The sequence below is a fragment of the Hydrogenophaga luteola genome, from assembly GCF_042648585.1.
Taxonomy (GTDB): Bacteria; Pseudomonadota; Gammaproteobacteria; order Burkholderiales; family Burkholderiaceae_C; genus Hydrogenophaga; species Hydrogenophaga luteola.
Genome location: NZ_JBHRXX010000002.1, coordinates 889216 through 910142 on the forward strand (window position 1 = coordinate 889216; position 20927 = coordinate 910142).

General features: G+C 65.3%; 21 protein-coding genes and 1 pseudogene. 17 read left to right on the plus strand and 5 right to left on the minus strand.

Annotation, left to right across the window (positions count from 1 at the left end):
• Positions 1-81: 81 nt before the first annotated feature.
• The 5 genes from rpsF (at position 82) to dnaB (ending at position 3162) form a co-directional block, all read left to right on the plus strand.
• The gene (rpsF, locus tag ACFOPI_RS08020) at positions 82-471 is read left to right on the plus strand and encodes a 30S ribosomal protein S6 (RefSeq protein ID WP_066154575.1); all 390 of its coding nucleotides are present in this window, start codon (positions 82-84) and stop codon (positions 469-471) included.
• Positions 472-480: 9 nt separating this feature from the next.
• Positions 481-786 carry a primosomal replication protein N gene (gene priB / locus ACFOPI_RS08025; RefSeq protein ID WP_382172760.1) on the plus strand — a complete coding sequence of 102 codons (306 nt, stop codon included), beginning with the start codon at positions 481-483 and terminating at the stop codon, positions 784-786.
• A gap of 12 nt (positions 787-798) precedes the next feature.
• Entirely contained in the window at positions 799-1080 is a 282-nt protein-coding gene (rpsR, locus tag ACFOPI_RS08030; protein ID WP_066154570.1) for a 30S ribosomal protein S18, read from the plus strand.
• Positions 1081-1093: 13 nt separating this feature from the next.
• Positions 1094-1546: a 50S ribosomal protein L9 gene (gene rplI, locus ACFOPI_RS08035; protein WP_066154565.1), complete on the plus strand. Its 453-nt coding sequence runs from the start codon at positions 1094-1096 to the stop codon at positions 1544-1546.
• A gap of 173 nt (positions 1547-1719) precedes the next feature.
• Positions 1720-3162 carry a replicative DNA helicase gene (gene dnaB, locus ACFOPI_RS08040; protein ID WP_382172763.1) on the plus strand — a complete coding sequence of 481 codons (1443 nt, stop codon included), beginning with the start codon at positions 1720-1722 and terminating at the stop codon, positions 3160-3162.
• A gap of 78 nt (positions 3163-3240) precedes the next feature.
• On the opposite strand, the pseudogene ACFOPI_RS08045 reads toward dnaB, so the two are convergent.
• From ACFOPI_RS08045 to ACFOPI_RS08055, 3 genes and pseudogenes are all read right to left on the minus strand, one after another.
• A pseudogene (locus tag ACFOPI_RS08045) lies at positions 3241-4638 on the minus strand (PhoH family protein); the annotation flags it as partial.
• A 495-nt stretch (positions 4639-5133) separates the two neighbouring features.
• Positions 5134-5610, minus strand: coding sequence for a peroxiredoxin (locus ACFOPI_RS08050; protein WP_066154557.1), 477 nt, complete (start codon positions 5608-5610; stop codon positions 5134-5136).
• 130 nt (positions 5611-5740) lie between these two features.
• Positions 5741-6121, minus strand: a complete 381-nt coding sequence (locus ACFOPI_RS08055) for an Mth938-like domain-containing protein (RefSeq protein ID WP_382172765.1) — start codon at positions 6119-6121, stop codon at positions 5741-5743.
• A 140-nt stretch (positions 6122-6261) separates the two neighbouring features.
• Here ACFOPI_RS08055 and ACFOPI_RS08060 point away from each other — a divergent pair, with 140 nt between their 5' ends.
• From ACFOPI_RS08060 to ACFOPI_RS08105, 10 genes are all read left to right on the plus strand, one after another.
• A complete protein-coding gene (locus ACFOPI_RS08060; protein WP_382172767.1) occupies positions 6262-7494 on the plus strand; it encodes a pyridoxal phosphate-dependent aminotransferase in 1233 nt (410 codons plus the stop codon).
• 102 nt (positions 7495-7596) lie between these two features.
• Complete coding sequence (locus tag ACFOPI_RS08065) at positions 7597-8919, plus strand: homoserine dehydrogenase (RefSeq protein WP_382172769.1); 1323 nt, start codon at positions 7597-7599, stop codon at positions 8917-8919.
• A gap of 1 nt (position 8920) precedes the next feature.
• Positions 8921-10351 carry a threonine synthase gene (gene thrC / locus ACFOPI_RS08070; protein ID WP_382172771.1) on the plus strand — a complete coding sequence of 477 codons (1431 nt, stop codon included), beginning with the start codon at positions 8921-8923 and terminating at the stop codon, positions 10349-10351.
• A gap of 16 nt (positions 10352-10367) precedes the next feature.
• The gene (gene mobB, locus ACFOPI_RS08075; protein ID WP_382172773.1) at positions 10368-10901 is read left to right on the plus strand and encodes a molybdopterin-guanine dinucleotide biosynthesis protein B; all 534 of its coding nucleotides are present in this window, start codon (positions 10368-10370) and stop codon (positions 10899-10901) included.
• A 46-nt stretch (positions 10902-10947) separates the two neighbouring features.
• Positions 10948-12237, plus strand: coding sequence for a molybdopterin molybdotransferase MoeA (locus ACFOPI_RS08080; protein ID WP_382172775.1), 1290 nt, complete (start codon positions 10948-10950; stop codon positions 12235-12237).
• Positions 12234-12485: a molybdopterin converting factor subunit 1 gene (gene moaD, locus ACFOPI_RS08085; protein ID WP_382172777.1), complete on the plus strand. Its 252-nt coding sequence runs from the start codon at positions 12234-12236 to the stop codon at positions 12483-12485. The genes ACFOPI_RS08080 and moaD overlap by 4 nt, the downstream gene beginning before the upstream one ends.
• 2 nt (positions 12486-12487) lie before the next feature.
• Complete coding sequence (moaE, locus tag ACFOPI_RS08090) at positions 12488-12961, plus strand: molybdopterin synthase catalytic subunit MoaE (RefSeq protein WP_382172779.1); 474 nt, start codon at positions 12488-12490, stop codon at positions 12959-12961.
• Positions 12962-12979: 18 nt separating this feature from the next.
• Entirely contained in the window at positions 12980-13732 is a 753-nt protein-coding gene (locus ACFOPI_RS08095) for a GNAT family N-acetyltransferase (protein ID WP_382172781.1), read from the plus strand.
• A gap of 191 nt (positions 13733-13923) precedes the next feature.
• The gene (gene clpB, locus ACFOPI_RS08100; RefSeq protein ID WP_382172783.1) at positions 13924-16533 is read left to right on the plus strand and encodes an ATP-dependent chaperone ClpB; all 2610 of its coding nucleotides are present in this window, start codon (positions 13924-13926) and stop codon (positions 16531-16533) included.
• 77 nt (positions 16534-16610) lie between these two features.
• Positions 16611-18029, plus strand: a complete 1419-nt coding sequence (locus ACFOPI_RS08105) for an aldehyde dehydrogenase family protein (protein WP_382172787.1) — start codon at positions 16611-16613, stop codon at positions 18027-18029.
• A 10-nt stretch (positions 18030-18039) separates the two neighbouring features.
• Here ACFOPI_RS08105 and ACFOPI_RS08110 read toward each other — a convergent pair whose 3' ends face one another.
• Positions 18040-18276 carry a hypothetical protein gene (locus tag ACFOPI_RS08110; protein WP_066154527.1) on the minus strand — a complete coding sequence of 79 codons (237 nt, stop codon included), beginning with the start codon at positions 18274-18276 and terminating at the stop codon, positions 18040-18042.
• Positions 18277-18409: 133 nt separating this feature from the next.
• On the opposite strand from ACFOPI_RS08110, the gene arsC reads away from it, so the two are divergent.
• The gene (gene arsC, locus ACFOPI_RS08115) at positions 18410-18766 is read left to right on the plus strand and encodes an arsenate reductase (glutaredoxin) (RefSeq protein WP_382172790.1); all 357 of its coding nucleotides are present in this window, start codon (positions 18410-18412) and stop codon (positions 18764-18766) included.
• On the opposite strand, the gene ACFOPI_RS08120 is transcribed toward arsC, so the two are convergent.
• Positions 18767-19612, minus strand: coding sequence for an AraC family transcriptional regulator (locus tag ACFOPI_RS08120; protein ID WP_382172792.1), 846 nt, complete (start codon positions 19610-19612; stop codon positions 18767-18769).
• 88 nt (positions 19613-19700) lie between these two features.
• Here ACFOPI_RS08120 and ACFOPI_RS08125 point away from each other — a divergent pair, with 88 nt between their 5' ends.
• Positions 19701-20927: an MFS transporter gene (locus ACFOPI_RS08125; RefSeq protein WP_382172794.1), complete on the plus strand. Its 1227-nt coding sequence runs from the start codon at positions 19701-19703 to the stop codon at positions 20925-20927.

The window sequence follows — 20927 nt, forward strand, 5'->3', positions numbered from 1 at the left end:
TTTGTTAGAATCATGGGCTTCGCCTTGCCGCACCCCGTGTTGACGCCGGGGGCGGCTGTTTTCCATCCACAAGGAGAGTCCATGCGTCATTACGAAATCGTTTTGCTGATCCACCCGGATCAAAGCGAACAAGTTCCGGCCATGCTGGAGCGCTACAAGGGCATGATCACCACTGGCGGTGGCAAGATTCATCGCGTTGAAGACTGGGGTCGCCGTCAGCTGGCCTACCAGATCAACAAGCTGTCCAAGGCCCACTACCTGTGCGTCAACATCGAAGCCGATCAGGCTGTGATGAGCGAACTGGAACACGCGTTCAAGTTCAACGATGCTGTGCTGCGCCACCTGACCGTGCAGAAGAAGAAGGCCGAGACCGGTCCTTCCAGCATGATGAAGGCGGTCGAGCGCGAGGAAGCCCGGAAGCTGGCTGCGCCCGAGCAGCGCGAAGGCCGCGAACAGCGCGCCGAGGCCTGATTCCGGAGCGTGACGTCGCCAACGGGCATCAACCGGTTCGAACTGTCGGCCACGGTGGTGCAGGTCCAGAGCCTGCGCTACACGCCGGCTGGCGTACCTGCCGTCAATCTCGTGCTCGAGCATGAGTCCACGGTTGTAGAGCTGGATGTCCCGCGAGCCGTGAAGCTGCAACTCAAGGCTGTCGCATTCGGTGCGTTGGCCGAGACGCTCTCAAGGCAAAGTCTCGAGATGGCGGGCAGGTTTCAGGGCTTCATGGCCAACTCGCGCAACGGCAAAGGCGTTGTGTTCCATATCCAAGATTTCAGCAAGACATAGGAAAGGCCCATCATGGCTGCACCGAAACGTTTCAACAAAGACAAGCGCCCCAAGCGCAACACCCAATCGCTGCTGTTCAAGCGCAAGCGCTTCTGCCGCTTCACCGTCGCCGGTGTGGAAGAAGTGGACTACAAGGACGTGGACGTCCTGCGCGACTTCATTTCCGAGAACGGCAAGATCATCCCCGCCCGCCTGACCGGCACCCGTGCGATCTACCAGCGCCAGGTGACCACCGCCATCAAGCGCGCCCGCTTCCTGGCCATGCTGCCGTACAGCGACCAGCATCGCGTCTGATAGGGAGACTCACATGCAAATCATTCTGCTCGACAAAGTTGTCAACCTCGGCGCCCTGGGCGATGTGGTCAAGGTCAAGGACGGCTACGCCCGCAACTTCCTGATTCCCGCCGGCCGTGCACGTCGCGCCACGCAAGCCGCCGTGGCCGAGTTCGAAGCCCGCCGTGCCGATCTTGAAAAGGCCGCCGCCGCCAAGCTCGCCGAAGCCCAGGCTCTGGGAGAGAAGATCGCCGGCGTGAACCTCAAGCTGAGCCAGAAGGCCGGCGTGGACGGCCGCCTTTTCGGTTCTGTCACCAACCACGACGTGTCCGAAGAGCTGAATAAGCAGGGTTTCGCTGTGGCGAAGTCCCAGGTGCGCATGCCCAACGGTCCGCTCAAGACCGTTGGCGAGTACACCGTGAGCGTGAACCTGCACACAGACGTCACGGTCGACGTGGCCGTCACGGTGCTGGGCGAAACCGCCTGATACTTCGGACGGCTGCTGCCGTCCCGCAAAGGCCGCTGCCTTCGGGTCAGCGGCCTTTTTTCTTGCGCAGGGTTTTCCCGCGCCGTCCCCAGACTTTGCACGCCTTGTCCACAGACTTGTCCCATGACAGTGTGGTAGGTCGGGCGTACCATTTCAGGATTCACAGGAACGCCATGGCAGACGTCTTTTCCACCCCGTTTTCTTCTTTCGATGCTGGACTGGACGAGGTGGGTTTCTCCCCAGACCAGCAGTTGGCCCAGTTGCGGGTGCCCCCGCACTCCATCGAGGCCGAATCCAGTGTGCTGGGCGGGCTTCTGTTGGACAACGGCGCCTGGGACCGTGTGGCCGACCTCATCAACGACTCGGACTTCTACCGCTACGAGCATCGTCTGACGTTTTCAGCGATTGCGGCACTGGTCAACGCCAGCAAGCCCGCCGACGTGGTGACGGTGTACGAGCACCTGCAGAACCTGGGCAAGGCCGACGAGGCAGGTGGGCTGGCGTACCTGAACTCGCTGGCGCAGTACGTGCCTAGCGCAGCGAACATCCGACGCTACGCGGAGATCGTGCGCGAGCGCGCCATCCTGCGCAAGCTGGTCGCAGCCAGCGATGAGATCGCCACCAATGCCTTCAACCCGCAGGGCCGGCCGGTTGCCAAGATCCTCGACGAAGCCGAGCAGAAGATCTTCAAGATCGGCGAGGAGGGCTCGCGGATGAAGGAGGGCTTCCAGGGCATGGACACCCTGGTGGTGGACCTGCTGGATCGTGTGCAGGAGATGGCCGACAACCCCAACGACATCACGGGCGTGCCCACCGGCTTCATCGACCTGGACCGCATGACCTCGGGTCTGCAGGCTGGCGATCTGGTGGTGCTGGCGGCCCGACCTTCCATGGGCAAGACCGCGTTCGCCATCAACATCGCGGAGCACGTGGCACTCAACGAAGGCCTTCCGGTGGCCGTGTTCTCCATGGAAATGGGCGCCTCCCAGCTGGCGGTTCGTATCGTCGGTTCCATCGGCCGCATCAATCAGGGGCACCTGCGCACCGGCAAACTGACCGACGACGAGTGGCCGCGTCTGACCGAGGCGATCGAGAAGCTGCGCAATGTGTCTCTGCACATCGACGAAACCCCGGGTCTCACGCCAAGCGAGTTGCGTGCCAACGCAAGACGTCTGGCGCGCCAGTGCGGCAAGCTGGGCTTGATCGTCGTCGACTATCTGCAGCTGATGAGCGGCTCCAGCACTTCGGGCGGTGACAATCGGGCGACCGAGCTGGGCGAGATTTCGCGGGGTCTGAAGATGCTGGCCAAGGAGCTGCAGTGTCCGGTGATTGCGTTGTCGCAGCTCAACCGCTCGGTGGAACAACGCACCGACAAACGCCCCATGATGTCCGACCTGCGCGAATCCGGTGCCATCGAGCAGGATGCGGACATCATCATGTTCATCTACCGAGACGAGTACTACAACCGCGAAACCTGCAAGGAACCAGGTGTGGCCGAGATCATCATTGGCAAGCAGCGCAACGGCCCGACCGGCACCGTGAAGCTCGCCTTCCTGAACATGCTTACGCGCTTCGAGACGCTGGCGGGAAGCGGCATGGGCGGAGACGACTACTGAACAAGGCGGCCGCCCATCGCCTTGATCCAAAAAGAAAAGCCCAACAGAGTCGGGCTTTTCTTTTGTTGGGTGCCTGGCTTACAGGACTTCTGAGGCGAAGTCAGCCAGCCGCGAGCGCTCCCCGCGCGCCAGTGTGATGTGTCCTCCGTGCGGCCAGCCCTTGAAGCGGTCGACCGCATAGGTCAGACCTGACGACCCTTCGGTCAGGTAGGGTGTGTCGATCTGGGCCAGGTTGCCCATGCAGATGATTTTGGTGCCTGGACCGGCGCGCGTGATCAGAGTCTTCATCTGCTTGGGCGTCAGGTTCTGCGCTTCGTCGATGATGACGTACTTGTTCATGAAGGTGCGGCCGCGCATGAAGTTCATGCTCTTGACCTTGATGCGGCTGCGGATCAGCTCGTTGGTGGCGGCGCGCCCCCATTCACCTGCGCCTCCAGCATCGCCCTTGGCCAGGAACTCCAGGTTATCGTCGAGTGCTCCCATCCAGGGGCCCATTTTTTCTTCCTCGGTACCTGGCAGAAAACCGATGTCCTCACCCACACTGACCGTGGCACGGGTCATGATGATTTCGGTGTAGCGGCGATCGTCCAGTACCTGGGTGAGACCGCTGGCCAAGGCCATCAGCGTCTTGCCTGTCCCGGCGGTTCCAGCCAAGGTGACGAAGTCGATTTCCGGGTCCATCAGCAGATTGAGCGCGAAGTTCTGCTCACGGTTGCGGCTGGTGACACCCCAGATGGCGTTCTTGAGATGTGTGTAGTCCTTGAGGGTCTTGAGGACGGCGGTCTTGTCGCGGATTTCGGTCACTCGCGCGTAGAGCGAGGGCTCGCCTGGCGCTTCAAAGTAGACGAACTGGTTGATGTGGAACTGAGTGACCGCCGGCCCGCTGACCCGGTAGAAGGTGTGGCTGCCACTCTGCCAGCTTTCGATGGTCTTGCTCTGGCGGGTCCAGAAGTCCTGTGGCAGTGCCAGGGCGCCTGAGTACAGGAGTTCGCCGTCGTCCAGCGTCTTGTCGTTCTGGTAGTCGTCCGCGGCGAGGCCCAGGGCTCGGGCCTTGACACGCATGTTGATGTCCTTGGACACCAGAATGACTTCCCGCTGCGGGTGCTTGTCACGCAGCGCTTGCACCACACCCAGAATCTGGTTGTCCGCCTTGCCTTGTGGAAGGCTGGTCGGCAGCTGGGTGTCCAGCGGTTCCGTCTGGAAGAAAAGCAGGCCACGAGCGGATGCATTGCCGGTGGCCGACAGCTTCAGGCCTTTGGTCATGTCCCCGCCCGCCTGGGCGGCGAGCGCGTCCAGCGTGCGGCTGGTCTGGCGGCCATTGCGTGCGACCTCGGTCATGCCCTTCTTGTGACCGTCGAGCTCTTCGAGCACGATCATCGGCAGGTAGATGTCGTGTTCTTCGAAGCGGAACAGGCTCATCGGGTCGTGCAGGAGCACGTTGGTGTCCAGCACAAACAGCCTGGCAGGACCATTGCTGGCTGCTGCCCTGGGTAATTTGCGACGCACAGGTTCGACTGGATTGGTGGGGGCTGACTCGGGGTGTTTCGCCGTGCGTGTCACAGGGACAATCGGTGCAGACGTCTCCGCCTCCACAAGGGCCGATACCAGGCGAGGACTGGTGCTGGCCGATTTCGTCCTCTTCTTGGTGCTACCAGCAGCGGCGGGGGTTGATGTCTGACGGGGCTCCTGATGCGGGGAAGGCGCAGGGGCAGACACCGGGAACTCGTCGAAGCTGTCGACACCGGCTTTCAGGTTGTAGGCCTCGGGAGCAAGCAGGGCGGCACGTTTGGATGGAGCGGGGGGCAGTGGCATGTGGGAAGAGGTTCAGCGCGGACCGGAAAACGAAAAAGCCGCCAGGAAAACCGGGCGGCTTTGCGTGAGGCAAGGCAATCGGAGAGGCGTGGATTCAATCGGTCTGACCTGGGTCATGAACCCATTATGCACGACTGAAATGACCCTCCCGAATCGGGTTCAGGCGGCCTTTTTGAGGGTCTTGACAGCCTTTAGAACTTCTTCCACGTGGCCCGGAACCTTCAGGCCCCGCCATTCCTGTTTGAGCACGCCATCTGCGCCGATCAGGAAGGTGCTGCGCTCGATGCCCTTCACCTTCTTGCCGTACATGATCTTGTTCTTGACCACGCCGAACATGTGGCACATCTTTTCTTCCGTGTCGGCGATGAGCTCGAACGGAAGTTCCAGTTTGGCCTTGAAGTCGTCGTGCGACTTCATGTTGTCTCGGGAAACGCCAAACACCTGCGCACCCGCCTTGACGAAATCCTTGTACTTGTCGCGGAACTGCATGGCCTCGGTGGTGCAGCCAGGCGTGTTGTCCTTGGGGTAAAAATACAGAACCACCGTCTGGCCCACATGCGACTGGTTGCTGACCTTGATGCCGCCGGTGGCCATGGCTTCAAATTCGGGAATGGGTTTGTTGACAACGACTGCCATGCTGCGTGGACCCCTGACGTAGGTTGGTGGAGATGCGTTGGTCTTCCCGTCGCCCTCCCTGGGCGACAGCCACTCTCTGGCAGCTGCGGGAAAACAATCGGCTATTTTACCCCGAACCAGGGGTCGGGCGTCAGGCTTCGATCAGCAGGGCCGCTACCACGCGCCGGCCTTCGCCTGCAAGGATGTTGAAGGTTCGGCAGGCGGCCGGGGTGTCCATGGTCTCCACGCCAATACGTTGTTCGATGAGCGGTCGCAGCAAGGCGGGGGCCACAAAACGAAGCCGGGAGCCGGACCCGAGCAGCACCAGTTCAGGAGGATAGGCGTTGCTCCCGATGAGTTCCGAAAAATGCTCGGCGGTGAGTTCTTCAAGACGTGTCACGCCCCAGGGACGAACGGATCCCGAAGCCAGCAGCACCACGCTGGAGCTGTACCTCTCGCCATTGACGGAAATCCATCCGTCGCCATGGGCGGTGACGGACAGCTGGTCAGGCTTGTCTGCATGAAGTTTCATTGGGTCCGTGGCGTCTGTCCGGGGGCGGAGGTGTACAGACGAACTGTGGTCAAATCATGGGTTTTCCCCGAACGGGTTGCGATCTTAGCGCGCGCCTGCCCGCAACCACCAACACCTTGCCTCACCTGTCCGGAGGGACTTTGAAACCGATCCAGAAATCCGCCAAGCTGGCCAATGTGCTCTATGACGTTCGGGGCCCGATCGTCGACGCAGCCAAGCAGATGGAGGATGAGGGCCAGAAGATCATCAAGCTGAACATCGGTAACCTGGCACCATTCGGATTTGACGCCCCAGAGGAAATCCAGCAGGACATGATCCGCAACTTGCCGAACTCGGCGGGTTACTCGGACAGCAAAGGCATCTTTGCCGCACGCAAGGCGGTGATGCACTACACCCAGCAGCAGGGTGTGCAGGGTGTGACGCTGGAAGACATTTATCTCGGCAATGGTGCCAGCGAACTGATTGTGATGGCGGCCAATGCGCTGCTGGACAATGGTGACGAGCTGCTGGTGCCGTCGCCCGACTACCCACTGTGGACCGCTGCGACCAGCCTGTCGGGCGGGACACCGGTGCACTACCGCTGCGACGAAAGCAACGGCTGGCAGCCGGACCTGGCGGACATGCGTGCCAAGATCACGCCGCGCACCAAGGGCATCGTGGTCATCAACCCGAACAATCCGACCGGGGTGCTCTACAGCGACGAACTGCTCAAGGGCATGGTCGATCTGGCGCGCGAGTTCGGCCTGGTGTTGCTGGCCGACGAGGTGTACGACAAGGTGCTGTACGAAGGTGTGAAACACACCGCGATGGCGAGCCTGTCCACCGATGTGCTGACACTGACGTTCAACTCGCTGTCCAAGGCCTACCGGTCGTGCGGGTATCGCGCCGGCTGGATGGTGTTGTCGGGTCCGAAGGAGATCGCCAAGGACTTCATCGAAGGCCTCAACATGCTGGCCAACCTCAAGCTCGGCTCCAACGTGCCGGGTCAGTGGGCGATCCAAACTGCACTCGGTGGCTACCAGAGCATCAACGACCTGGTCAAGGAGGGGGGGCGCTTGCGCCGCCAGCGCGACTTGGCTTACGAATTGATCACCGCGATCCCGGGTGTGACCTGCGTGAAGCCGCAGGCGGCGCTGTACATGTTTCCGCGGCTAGATCCCAAGGTTTACCCGATCGAGGACGACCGGCAGTTTTTCATGGAGGTGCTGCGGGCGACCCGCGTGATGCTGGTGCAGGGCTCGGGGTTCAATTACCCGGATAACCAGCATTTCCGCATCGTGTTCCTGCCGCATGAAGACGATTTGCGCGAGGCCATCAACCGCCTGGCCAAGTTCTTGGAGCAGTGGCGCCATCGCCACGGCACAGGCAACTGATCATCAATGCTGTCGGGCAATGTCATCAATGCCCGCACCGCCGGCTGTCAATATCGGACAGGGCGAACAGCGCTCGAGTTTTTTGTTGGAAATGAGTCAAGCATGAAACCCATCCAAGTAGGCCTGCTGGGCATTGGCACCGTGGGCAGCGGCACGTTCAACGTGCTCAAGCGCAATCAGGAAGAGATTCAGCGCCGTGCCGGCCGCGGCATTGAAATCACCATGGTGGCCGATCTGGACGTGGCACGTGCGCAGTCCGTTGTGGGTCCGGATGTCAAGGTGGTGAACGATGCCCGTCAGGTGATCGCCAACCCCGAGATCGACATCGTGATCGAGCTGATCGGCGGCTACGGCATTGCCAAGGCCTTGGTGCTCGAAGCGATTGCCGCCGGCAAGCACGTAGTCACTGCGAACAAGGCGCTGCTGGCTGTGCACGGCACCGAGATTTTTGCGGCTGCGTCGGCCAAAGGCGTGATGGTGGCCTTCGAGGCCGCGGTGGCGGGTGGCATCCCCATCATCAAGGCCCTGCGCGAAGGCCTGACCGCCAACCGCATCCAATGGATTGCCGGCATCATCAATGGCACGACGAACTTCATCCTGTCCGAGATGCGCGACAAGGGCCTGGACTTCGACGTGGTGCTCAAGGAAGCGCAACGCCTGGGCTACGCCGAGGCCGACCCGACCTTCGATATCGAGGGTGTGGACGCGGCGCACAAGGCCACGCTGATGAGCGCCATCGCGTTCGGCATCCCGGTGCAGTTCGACAAAGCCTACGTGGAAGGCATCACCAAGCTGGGGGCAGTCGACATCCGTTACGCCGAGCAGCTGGGCTACCGCATCAAGCTGCTGGGCATCACCAAGCGCACCGACAAGGGCGTGGAACTGCGCGTGCACCCCAGTCTGGTGCCGGCCAAACGCTTGATTGCCAACGTGGAGGGCGCGATGAACGCGGTGGTGGTGCATGGCGACGCCGTGGGCACCACGCTGTACTACGGCAAGGGCGCCGGCAGCGAACCGACCGCCTCGGCCGTGATCGCCGATCTGGTGGACATCACCCGCTTGCACACCGCCGATCCGCTCAACCGCGTGCCGCACCTGGCCTTCCAGCCCGATGCCATGAGTGATGCCGTCGTGCTGCCGATGAGCGAGGTCGTGACCAGCTACTACCTGCGTCTGCGCGTGGCCGACCAGGCGGGCGTGCTGGCCCAGGTGACCGGTCTGCTGGCCGGTGCCGGCGTGAGCATTGATGCGGTGCTGCAGCGCGAGGCCGACGAAGTGGGCGGCGAGGGCGCGACCTCTACCGACCTGATCATCCTGACGCACGACACGCGCGAAGGCACCATGAACGATGTGATCGCGCAGATGCAAGACCTGCCGTCCGTTCTGGCGCCCATCACCCGCATCCGCAAGGAAGAGCTGAACTGAGATGCTGTACCTGTCGACCCGCGGCCACTCGGACCGCAAGCGCTTCTGCGAAATCCTGCTTGAGGGCCTGGCCCCTGATGGAGGCCTGTACCTGCCCGAGGCCTACCCGCGGGTCGACGCAGCCACTCTGACGCGCTGGCGCTCAGTGCTGGCCGAGCAGGGCTATGCCGCGCTGGCTTTTGAGGTGCTATCGCTCTACATCGACGACATCCCGGCTGCCGATTTGAAGGCGCTGTGCGCGAAGACCTACACGGCCGATGTCTTCGGCACGAAGGAGATCGTGCCGCTGACCGCGCTGGAAGCTGGTCTGCAGCTCGAAGCCCTGTCCAACGGCCCGACGCTGGCCTTCAAGGACATGGCCATGCAGCTGCTGGGTCACCTGTTCGAGTACGAACTGGCACGCCGTGGCGAGCAGCTCAACATCCTGGGCGCGACCTCGGGCGACACCGGCAGCGCGGCCGAGTACGCGATGCGTGGCAAGCAGGGCGTGCGAGTCTTCATGCTCAGCCCGCACGGCCGCATGAGCCCGTTCCAGCAAGCGCAGATGTTCAGCCTGATGGACGCCAACATCCACAACATCGCCATCGAAGGCGTGTTTGATGACTGCCAGGACATCGTCAAGGCGGTGTCCAACGACCTGGATTTCAAGCGCAAGTACAAGATCGGCACCGTCAACTCGATCAACTGGGCGCGTCTGCTGGCCCAGGTGGTGTACTACTTCGCTGGCTACTTCTATGCGACGAAGTCCAACGATGAAAAGGTGAGCTTTGCTGTGCCTTCGGGCAACTTCGGCAACGTCTGCGCCGGTCACGTGGCGCGCCAGATGGGACTGCCGATTGGTCGTCTGATCGTTGCGACCAACGAGAACGACGTGCTCGACGAGTTCTTCCGCACCGGCACCTACCGCGTGCGCGGCAGCGCCGACACCTACGAAACCTCCAGCCCGTCGATGGACATCTCCAAGGCGAGCAACTTCGAGCGTTTCGTGTTCGATCTGCTCGGTCACGATGCGGCGCGTACCAAGCGCCTGTTCGACGATGAGCTCCGCCTGCACGGCCGCTTCGACCTGGGCGCCGATCCCCTGTTTGAACAGGCCGCCAGCCGTTACGGCTTCGTCAGCGGCAAGAGCACGCACGCCCACCGCCTGGCCACCATCAAGGCCACTTTCGAGCAACACGGCGTGATGATCGACACGCACACCGCCGATGGCGTGAAGGTGGCGCGTGAGCTGCGCCAGCCCGGCGAGCGCGTACTGGTGCTGGAGACGGCGCTGCCTATCAAGTTCGCCGAGACCATCCGCGAAGCGCTGGGGCGCGATCCCCAGAGACCGGCGAAATTCGACGGCATCGAGGCCCTGCCCAAGCGCGTGCAGGTGATGGGTGCGGACGCGGTTGCGGTCAAGCGCTACATCACCGATCACTGTCCGGTCTGACGGACTGAGCTGGCCCATGAAGGTCGTCGGCTTTGCAGGATCGTCGGGCGCGGGAAAGACCACCCTGATCGAGCGACTGATCCCGGCCCTCAAGGCCCGGGGTCTGCGTGTGTCGGTCATGAAGCACGCGCACTGCGGGCTGGAAACCGACCAGCCGGGCAAGGACACTTGGCGCCACCGCGAGGCCGGTGCCTACGAGGTGCTGGCCGCGTCGCCCGACCGGCTGGTGCTGCAGCGCAGCTTCGAACGACCCCTGGAGCGCACGGTGCACGAGCTGATCCCGGCGCTGCATCCCGGGGTGGATTGGGTGCTGGTCGAAGGCTGGCGCGACAGCAACCTGCTCAAGATCGAGGTCTGGCGTGCAGCCACCACCCAACCGGTCCGGTACCCGGACGACCCCTTTGTGGCGGCCATCGCGCTGCCACTGGCCGATGCCTTGCCCGAGGACACCCTGCGCCCGCGGCTGGATCTGGACGATCCCGATGCGGTGGCGGTCTGGCTGATCGACAATGAGGACCGTTTCGACTACGACCCCGAAGCCTACGTTTGATCGCCACTGCGTTGGCCAAGCCGGCCGGGGCGCTGCCTCCAAGACCATGAACGCTCCCCAACCTGTCCGCAAACCCCTGATGGCGCTGGACGCCGCGCTGGCCGACCTGCTTTCACGGGCGACACCTCTCGCGGCCACCGAGACCCTGGCCACAGTGCTGGCCGACCGGCGTGTGCTGGCCGAGGACCTGGTGTCGGCTCTGCACGTGCCGCCGCAGGACAACTCGTCCATGGACGGTTATGCGGTGCGATTGGCCGACATCACCGAGAAGGGCGTGGTGCTGCCGGTCAGCCAGCGCATTCCCGCCGGTCATGCGGCGCAGCCTCTGCAGTCTGGAACCTGTGCCCGCATCTTCACGGGCGCTCCGGTGCCTCCTGGCGCGGACGCCATCGTGATGCAGGAAGACACGCGCGAGGTCGGCGGCGATTTCCATGCCGTGCACATCGACGCCATCCCCGAGCCCGGCCAGTGGATCCGCCGCGCCGGAGAAGACGTGACACGAGGCGCCGTGGTGCTGCCGCGCGGCACGCGCCTGTCGGCCGCAAGCCTGGGCCTGGCGGCCGGCATCGGCGCGGCGCAGCTGCGGGTGACCGCCAAGCCGCGGGTGGCGCTGTTTTCGACCGGTGATGAACTGGTCATGCCCGGCGAGGTGCCGCCCGAAGAGATGAAACCGGGCGCCATCTACAACAGCAACCGCTTCTTCCTGCGCGTGCTGCTGGAGCGTCTGGGCTGCGAGGTCAGCGATCTGGGCATCGTGCCCGACCGGCGCGAGGCGACGCTGGCCGCCCTTAAGACCGCTGCCGACCACCATGACCTGATCCTCACCAGCGGCGGCGTGTCGGTGGGCGAAGAAGACCACATCAAGCCTGCTGTGCAACAACTGGGCAGCCTGGACCTGTGGCAGATCGCGATGAAGCCGGGCAAGCCGTTTGCGTATGGCACGGTGCGCCGCGACGCAGGGGCCGGCGCAGGCGCCCAAGGCCACTGCCACTTCATCGGCCTGCCCGGCAACCCGGTGTCGAGCTATGTCACCTTCCTGCTGCTGGTGCGGCCCTTTCTGCTCAAGCTGCAAGGTGCGGCTGAACCGGTCTACCAGCCGGCGTTCATGACCATGCGGCTGCGCGCCGATTTCGACTTGCCGCGCGCCGACAAGCGCCGCGAATTCCTGCGGGTGCGCCGCAATGCCGACGGTGGCCTGGACCTGTTCCCCAACCAGAGCTCGGGCGTGCTGACCTCGACCGTGTGGGGCGATGGTCTGGTCGACAACCCGGCCGGCAACACCATCGCCCGTGGTGACCTCGTGAACTACATCTCTCTTTCGGACCTGCTCGCATGAAGATCCATCTGCGTTATTTCGCCTCCATCCGCGAGGCCATTGGCTCCGGCAGCGAATCCGTCGAAACCGCAGCGGCCACGCTGGCCGGGCTGCGCGATGAACTGATCGCACGTGGTGGTGCCTACGCCGAGGCGCTGGCGCGCGGGCGTGCGGTGCGCGTGTCGGTCAACCAGACCATGGCCGACGAATCGGCCGCCTTGACGGACGGCGCCGAGGTGGCCTTCTTCCCACCCGTCACCGGAGGCTGAGCATGAACGCCCGTGTCAGCATCCAGACCGAAGACTTTGACCTGTCTGCCGAGGTGGCCCGGTTGCGAGCTGGTCACAAGGGCGTCGGTGCGGTCTGCACATTCGTGGGCACCGTGCGGGACCGCAACGATGGCCAGAGCGTCAGCACCCTGGAGCTGGAGCACTACCCGGGCATGACCGAGAAGTCCATCGAGCAGATGATCGACGAGGCCTTCAAGCGCTTCGACATCCTGGGCGCCCGGGTCATCCACCGCGTCGGCCTGCTGCAACCGCTGGACCAGATCGTGCTGGTGGCCGTGACCTCGGCCCACCGCGGCGAAAGCTTCCAGGCCTGCGAGTTCCTGATGGACTATCTCAAGACCCAGGCGCCGTTCTGGAAGAAGGAACAGACGCCCGAGGGCGCGCGCTGGGTCGATGCGCGGGTCAGCGACGACGCCGCGCTGGCCAAGTGGGGCATTGCCTCGAACAACGCCTGAAGGGCTGTGAAGGCGTCCATGCCGCTGACCGTCGCCGACATCGAATCCATCGAACGGGCCACGCTCACGGCGGTGGCGCCTGAACGGGTGGAGGCGCTGGACGGCTGGCTGCTGCCCATGGACCACGGCACGGTTGGTCGCGCCCACAGTGCGGTGCCTCTGCACCACGAAGCTCACCCCCCGGCGTTGATCGACACCATTGTTCAGCGCTACCGGGATGCCGGCCTGAGACCGGTGTTGCGCCTGCCCGACGTGCCGGAGTTCGAGCCCTGGTGGCCCGAGCTCCGGGCCCAGGGCTTCCGGCGCGAGCAGCCTACCCTGACCCAGACCGGTGCGCTGGATGGCCTGCTGGCGCTGGCGCCGAACACCGACGGGGTGTCGCTGGACCCGCGCCCTGATGCGGCCTGGATGGCCATGTTTCTGGGTGAGGGACTCGACCCGGTGGACGGGGCAAGCCGCTCGAAGGCGCTGTCCCGCGCCGAGGGCATGCTCTTCGTCAGCCTTAGAGAGGGTGGTGGCGAGACCCTGGCTTGTGGCGCCGCCTGTTTCGCCCAGGGCTGGCTGAGCATGCACGGCTTGCGCACGGCCGCCAGCCGGCGGGGCAGGGGGCTGGCGGGGCGGATGATCCGTGCCATGGCCCTGGAGGCGCAGCGACGGGGCATCACCCGGGCCTTTCTGCAGGTGGACGCGTCCAACGAGCCCGCCTTGGCGCTGTACCGCAGAGCTGGCATGACCACCGCCTGGTCCTACGCCTACTGGCGGGCGGGATAGCCCCCACGCTCCGCCGCTTCGCGGGTTGCTGCCCCCAAGGGGGCTGATCCGGCTTGGGGCGGCCCGGCGCCGGATCTGGCCTGACCGTTGACCTGGGTCAACGCCGCTGGACCCCGACCGGCGCAAGGTCTTGAAATGGTGGCGGTCAGCGCCACATGCCCGTCAGTTCAAGCATTTCGGAGCATCACAACATGCGTCTCGACAAACTCACCACCAAGTTCCAGGAAGCCCTGGGCGAGGCCCAGAGCCTGGCCCTGGGCAAGGACCACGCTTACATCGAACCGGCCCACCTGCTGCTGGCCATGTTGCGCCAGGCCGATGGACCGAAGTCGTTGCTGCAGCGCGCGGGCGTCAATGTGCCGGGTCTGACCAAGGCCACCGAAGACGCGGTCAACCGCCTGCCCGAGGTGCAGGGCCAGGAGCAGGTGCAACCCGGCCCGGACCTGATCAAGCTGCTGCAGGCGACCGAAAAGGAAGCCATCAAGCGCGGCGACGCTTTCATCGCCAGTGAGCTGTTCCTGCTCGCCGTGGCCGACCAGAAGGGCGAGATCGGGCGCATCGCCAACGAGAACGGCCTCTCGCGCAAGAGCCTGGAAGCGGCCATTGAAGCCGTGCGCGGTGGCCAGAAGATGGATTCGCCCGAAGGCGAGAGCCAGCGCGAGGCGCTCAAGAAGTACACCCTGGACCTGACCGAGCGCGCCCGCCAGGGCAAGCTGGACCCGGTGATCGGCCGCGACGACGAGATCCGCCGCGCCATCCAGGTGCTGCAGCGCCGCAGCAAGAACAACCCGGTGCTGATCGGCGAGCCTGGCGTGGGCAAGACGGCGATTGTCGAGGGCCTTGCGCAACGCATCGTCAACGGCGAGGTGCCCGAAACCCTGCGCGACAAGCGCGTGCTGGTGCTGGACATGGCGGGCCTGCTGGCCGGCGCCAAGTACCGCGGCGAGTTCGAAGAGCGCTTGAAGTCGGTGCTGAAAGAGGTGGCGCAGGACGAGGGCCGGATCATCCTGTTCATCGACGAGATCCACACCATGGTGGGCGCCGGCAAGGCCGAGGGCGCCATCGACGCTGGCAACATGCTCAAGCCCGCGCTGGCACGTGGCGAACTGCACTGCATCGGCGCGACCACGCTGGACGAGTACCGCAAGTACATCGAGAAGGACGCTGCGCTGGAGCGCCGCTTCCAGAAGGTGCTGGTCGATGAGCCGACCGTGGAGCAGACGATTGCCATCCTGCGCGGGCTGCAGGAAAAGTACGAGGTCCACCACGGTGTGGACATCACCGACCCGGCCATCGTGGCCGCGGCCGAGCTGAGCCACCGCTACATCACTGACCGCTTCTTGCCCGACAAGGCCATCGACCTGATCGACGAGGCCGCGGCCAAGATCAAGATCGAGATCGACTCCAAGCCGGAGGTCATGGACAAGCTGGACCGTCGGCTGATCCAGCTCAAGATCGAGCGCGAGGCGATGAAGAAGGAAACCGACGAGGCCTCGCAGAAGCGCTTGGCGCTGATCGACGAGGAAATCGTCGAGCTGCAGAAGGAAGCCGCCGATCTGGAAGAGATCTGGAAGGCCGAGAAGGCCCAGGCGCAGGGAAGCGCGCACGTGCGCGAAGAGATCGAGCGGGTCAAGCTGCAGATCGAGGAACTCAAACGCAAGGGCGATTTCAACAAGGTGGCCGAGCTGCAGTACGGCCGGCTGCCCGAGCTGGAGAAGCAGCTCCATGAAGCCCAGGCGAAGGAGGCCGGCAAGGCCGACGCCGGGCCGGCGCGCCAGCTGCTGCGCACCCAGGTCGGCGCCGAAGAGATCGCCGAAGTGGTCAGCCGCGCGACCGGCATTCCGGTGTCCAAGATGATGCAGGGTGAGCGCGACAAGCTGCTGCAGATGGAAACCAAGCTGCACGAACGCGTGGTCGGCCAGGACGAGGCCATCAGCGCGGTGGCCAATGCCATTCGCCGCTCGCGCTCGGGCCTGTCCGATCCGAACCGGCCAACCGGGTCTTTCCTGTTCCTGGGCCCGACCGGCGTGGGCAAGACCGAGCTGTGCAAGGCGCTGGCAGGCTTCCTGTTCGACAGCGAGGAGCACCTGGTGCGCATCGACATGAGCGAGTTCATGGAGAAGCACTCGGTGGCCCGCCTGATCGGCGCGCCGCCCGGCTACGTGGGCTACGAGGAGGGCGGTTATCTGACCGAGGCCGTGCGCCGCAAGCCGTATTCCGTGCTGCTGCTCGACGAGGTGGAGAAGGCCCACCCGGACGTCTTCAACGTGCTGCTGCAGGTGCTGGACGACGGCCGCCTGACCGACGGCCAGGGCCGCACCGTGGACTTCAAGAACACGGTGATCGTCATGACCAGCAACATCGGCTCGCACCTGATCCAGGCCATGGTAGGCGACAGCTACGAGGACGTGAAGGACGCGGTCTGGGGCGAACTCAAGAACCACTTCCGGCCCGAGTTCCTCAACCGCATCGACGAGACGGTGGTGTTCCACGGTCTGGACGCGAAGCACATCGAGTCGATCGCCGGCATCCAGCTCAAGGCCCTGCAGGCTCGCCTGCAGAAGATGGACCTGCGGCTGGACGTGTCTCCCGCGGCGCTGGGCGAACTGGCCAAGGTCGGCTTCGACCCGGTGTTCGGTGCCCGGCCGCTCAAGCGCGCGATCCAGCAGCGAATCGAGAACCCGCTCTCGAAGCTGTTGCTGGAGGGCAAGTACCCGCCCAAGTCGGTGATTCCAGTGGGGGTGGACCCGGTGCGCAACCCGGGGGTTTTCGAGTTCGCGGACGCGATCAGCTACGACTGAGCCCCAGGCGACAGGCGGTGCCCCGGCATGGGGCGCCGCCTCTACCGCCGCCCGGGGCGCGCTCCTATCATGGCTCGATGACCCAGACGCCCCCCGACCTTCCGTTGCGTGCCCTGTTTGACGCGCAGTTCCAGGCCAGTCGCGCGCAGATCGACGTGCCGCTGGCGCTTCGCCTGGACCGGCTGCGCCGCATGCGGGCGCTGATCGACACGCACGGCGCTGCGCTGGCCGAGGCGGTGCAGGCCGATTTCGGGGTGCGTTCGACCCGGCTCACGGAGGTGGCCGACTTCTTCGTGCTGCGTTCGCTGCTGGGTGACCTGGAGCGCCACACCAGCGCCTGGATGAAGACGCGCCGGGTGCGCACGCCGGTCTACCTGCAGCCGGCCAGCGCCCACATCCAGCGCCAGCCGCTGGGCGTGGTCGGCGTGATCGGCCCCTGGAACTACCCGTTGCAGCTGACGCTGGGGCCGACCGCCACCGCGCTGGCGGCGGGCAACCGGGTGATGCTCAAGCCCAGCGAGCTCACGCCGCACACCTCGGCGCTGCTCGCGACCTTGCTGCACCAGGCGTTCTCCGCCGACGAGGTGTGCGTGGCGCTGGGCGGGCCGGACGTGGCGCACGAGTTCGCCAGCCTGCCGTTCGACCATCTGTTCTTCACTGGCTCCACTGCCGTGGGGCGCAAGGTGGCCGCCGCCGCCGCCGCCAACCTGACGCCCACTACGTTGGAACTGGGCGGCAAGTCGCCCTGCATCGTCGACACCTCGGCCGACCTGGACGCGGTGGCCATCAAGATTGCGCACGGCAAGCTGCTCAACGGCGGCCAGACCTGCATCGCGCCCGACTACGTGTGGCTGCCCCAGGGGCGTGAGGCCGAGTTCGAGCGCGCCTTCGCTGCCGCGGTAGCGAGGCTATTTCCTTGTGGGGCCGCACACCCGGACTACGCCAGCATCATCAGCGAGCGGCACCACGCGCGGCTGCTGGCGATGGTGAAGGAGGCGCAGTCCCAGGGTGCCCGTGTGGTCGAGGTGGCTCCGCGCAGCGGTTCGGGCCACGAGCGCCAGATGACGCCGGTGCTGGTGTTCCAGCCGCCGGCCGAGGCGCGCCTGATGCACGAGGAAATTTTCGGACCGGTGCTGCCGGTGCTCAGCTACACGGATCTGGACCAGGCCATCGCCACGGTCAACGCGGGCCCCAGGCCTCTGGCGCTGTACTGGTTCGGGCAGAACAGGGCCGCGCGCGACCGGGTGCTGCGAGGCACGGTGAGCGGCGGCGTGACGGTGAACGACACCCTGCTGCACATCGCCCACGAGAATCTGCCCTTTGGCGGGGTGGGTGAGAGCGGCTGGGGCGCCTACCACGGTGAAACCGGCTTCCTGCGCTTCACGCAGCAGAAAGCGGTGCTGGTGCAGTCGCGCTGGGCGGCGGCCAGCCTGTTCTACCCGCCCTACGGGGCCACCTTCGACCGCGTGATGGGACTGCTCAAGCGCTGGCTTTGAGCGGCGCTGCTCAGGCGCTGTCGTTGTCGCCGTAGAGCATCAGCGGCACCGGCTGCAGGTAGCCCTGCTGCAGCAGACCCGCGGCCAGATCGCTGACATCGCCACCCAGCAGCGCCGACAGCTCGCGTTCGCTGCGGCGGCCGTTGGCCATGAGCAGCAGGCTGTGGGCGCGGCGGCCGACCAGGTCGGGGCGTGACAGAGCCTCCCAGGCCTTCGGTGTCTTGGCAATGCGTTGTGGTGCGTTCATCGTCTTCCCCTGCTGGCGCGTTTTGTGTGTGAGCATCCAGCAAGATACGGGCCTGAGATGACAGGGCCGTGACGCCCGCTGCTGCACCGCCAGCGGGCGTTATGCTCGGCCGCGAATCACACGGAGCACCGCGATGAAGCCTACTGCCATCACCATCTTTCACAATCCCCAGTGCAGCACCTCGCGCAACGTTTTGGCCGCGATCCGCGAGACCGGGGCCGAGCCGGTGGTGATCGACTACCTCAAGCAGCCCTACACCCGGGCGCAGCTCGCCGCGCTGCTCCAGGCCATGGGAATGAGCGCGGGTGAATTGCTGCGCCGCAAGGGCGATCTGTACGCCGGGTTGGCCGAGGCGAAGCCGGACCGCAGCGACGCCGAGTGGCTGGACCTGATGGTGCAGCACCCCGTGCTGGTCGAGAGGCCGATCGTCGTGACGCCGCGCGGCACCGTGCTCTGCCGCCCAAAGGAGCGGCTGCAAGAGGTGCTCTGATCAGATCTGCCCCGCCACAGGGCCGAAGCGCGACGGCGGCTGGCCCAGTGCGGCGCGGAACATGGAGCTGAAGGCGCTGTCGCTGGCGTAGCCAGCGGCGGCGGCCACCTGGCTCACCGGCGTGCCCCTGGCCAGCATCGGCAGCGCGTGCGCCAGCAGCACCTGCTGCCGCCAGCGCTGAAAGCCCATGCCCAGCTCGTCCCGGAACAGGCGCGCCAGGGTGCGCTCGCTGGCGCCGCTGTGGGCGGCCCAGCCGGCCAGCGTCGCGTGCTGCGCCGGCGCGTTCAGCACCGCCTCGCACAGGGCACGCAGGCGCCGGTCGCCGCGCTGCGGGTCGGGCATCGGCACGCCCAGCGGCTGGGTGGGCGCGTGCGCCAGCTCCGCCAGCACCAGGGTGGACAACGCGCGCTGCCGCAGTTCGTCGCTGGCGTGGTGCGGCAACTCCATGCCCAGCACCAGCTCGCGCAGCAGGGCCGAGACCACCAGCACCCGGGAGCGGCGCCACTCGGCGGTCACCACCGACGGATCGATGTAGAGCGTGTAGAGCTGCGACGTCTCCAGCATGCTGACCGCGTGGCGGGCGCCCGGCGGGATCCAGACGGCGCGCGACGGCGGGACGATGGTCGTGGTCTCCAGCCCCGAGGTCCGGTCTGGCGCGGCGTCGGCCACCGTGACCTGCAACAGGCCGCTGGCGCAGTAGGCCAGCTGACCCCAGGGGTGGTGGTGCGGTTCGAACTGGGTGTCGTGGCCCATGGCACGGGCCCTGCAGCGCACCGGCCGCTCCGGCGAGGGGCGGAACGGGTCTGTGTCGCCGACGGGCACGGCGCGGCGCTCGCGTCTGGTCATGAGATGGCTCCCGGATTTGGCGGAAATTCGATGATGGTTGTCTTTCTATCGCATATCGGCCGCTGCGTCAGCCCGTACCATGCCCTGCATGAACACCGCCACCCTCGACGCCGTGCCCCCGCCGGCCAACCCCGTTCCCCTGAAGCAGGACGCCGCCGTCATCGGCTTGGTCGGCCTGGCGCACGGCACGTCCCACTTCTCGCACCTGCTGCTGGCGCCGCTGTTCCCGATCTTCATGCGCGACTTCGGCCTGAGCTACTCCGACGTCGGCTTGCTGATGAGCATCTTCTTTGTCATCTCGGGTTCCGGCCAGGCGATGTCCGGCTTTGTGGTCGACCGCATCGGCGCACGCCCGGTTCTGTTTGCGGCCATCAGTTGCTTCCTGCTGGCCTCGCTGGCGGCGTCCATGGCCACCGGCTACGCCGGCCTGGTGCTGGTGGCGGTGCTGGCGGGAATGGGCAACGCGCCATTCCACCCGGCCGACTTCACCATCCTGAACCAGCGCGTGTCGGCACCGCGGCTCGGCTATGCCTTCAGCGCCCATGGCCTGACCGGCAACCTGGGCTGGGCGCTGGCGCCGGCCTTCCTGGTCGGCATCACGGCGCTGGCCAACTGGCGCACCGCCTACCACTGCGCCGCGCTGCTCTACATCGCGGTGCTGGCCCTGCTGTTCTGGCAACGGGACAAGCTGCGTACCGAGGTGCATGTGCGCCACGCCGACGCGCCCAAGGGCTCGGATCTGGCGTTCATGAAGCTGCCGGTGGTTTGGTGGTGCTTTGCCTTCTTCCTGCTGTCCACCATGACGCTCGCGGTGGTGCAGAGCTATGCGCCGTCCATCCTCAAGCAGTTGCACGGGGTCAGTGTCGAGGCCGCCACCCTCACCGTCAGCGCCTACATGCTGTGTGGCGCGCTGGGCATGTTCGTCGGCGGCTTCGTGGCCGCCACCTCCAAACACAGCGACCGCGTGGTGGCCTGGGCGATGACGGCCGGCGCCCTGCTGCTGCTGGTCTGTGCCACCGGCTGGCTCAACGGCACCGGCACCATGGTCGTGCTGGCGGCCACCGGCTTTGCCGTTGGCGTGGGCGGGCCCAGCCGCGACATGATGATCAAGAAGGCCACGCCCAAGGGAGCCACCGGGCGCGTCTACGGCACGGTCTACTCCGGCCTGGACGTGGGCTTCGCGGTCTCGCCCATGGTCTTCGGACTTTTCATGGACCGGGGCTGGTACGCGCTCACGCTGGCGGGTGCGGCGCTGGTGCTGCTGGTGTCCGTCTATGCCGCCATTGGTGTGGGCCGCCGGACAGCAGCCCGCTGA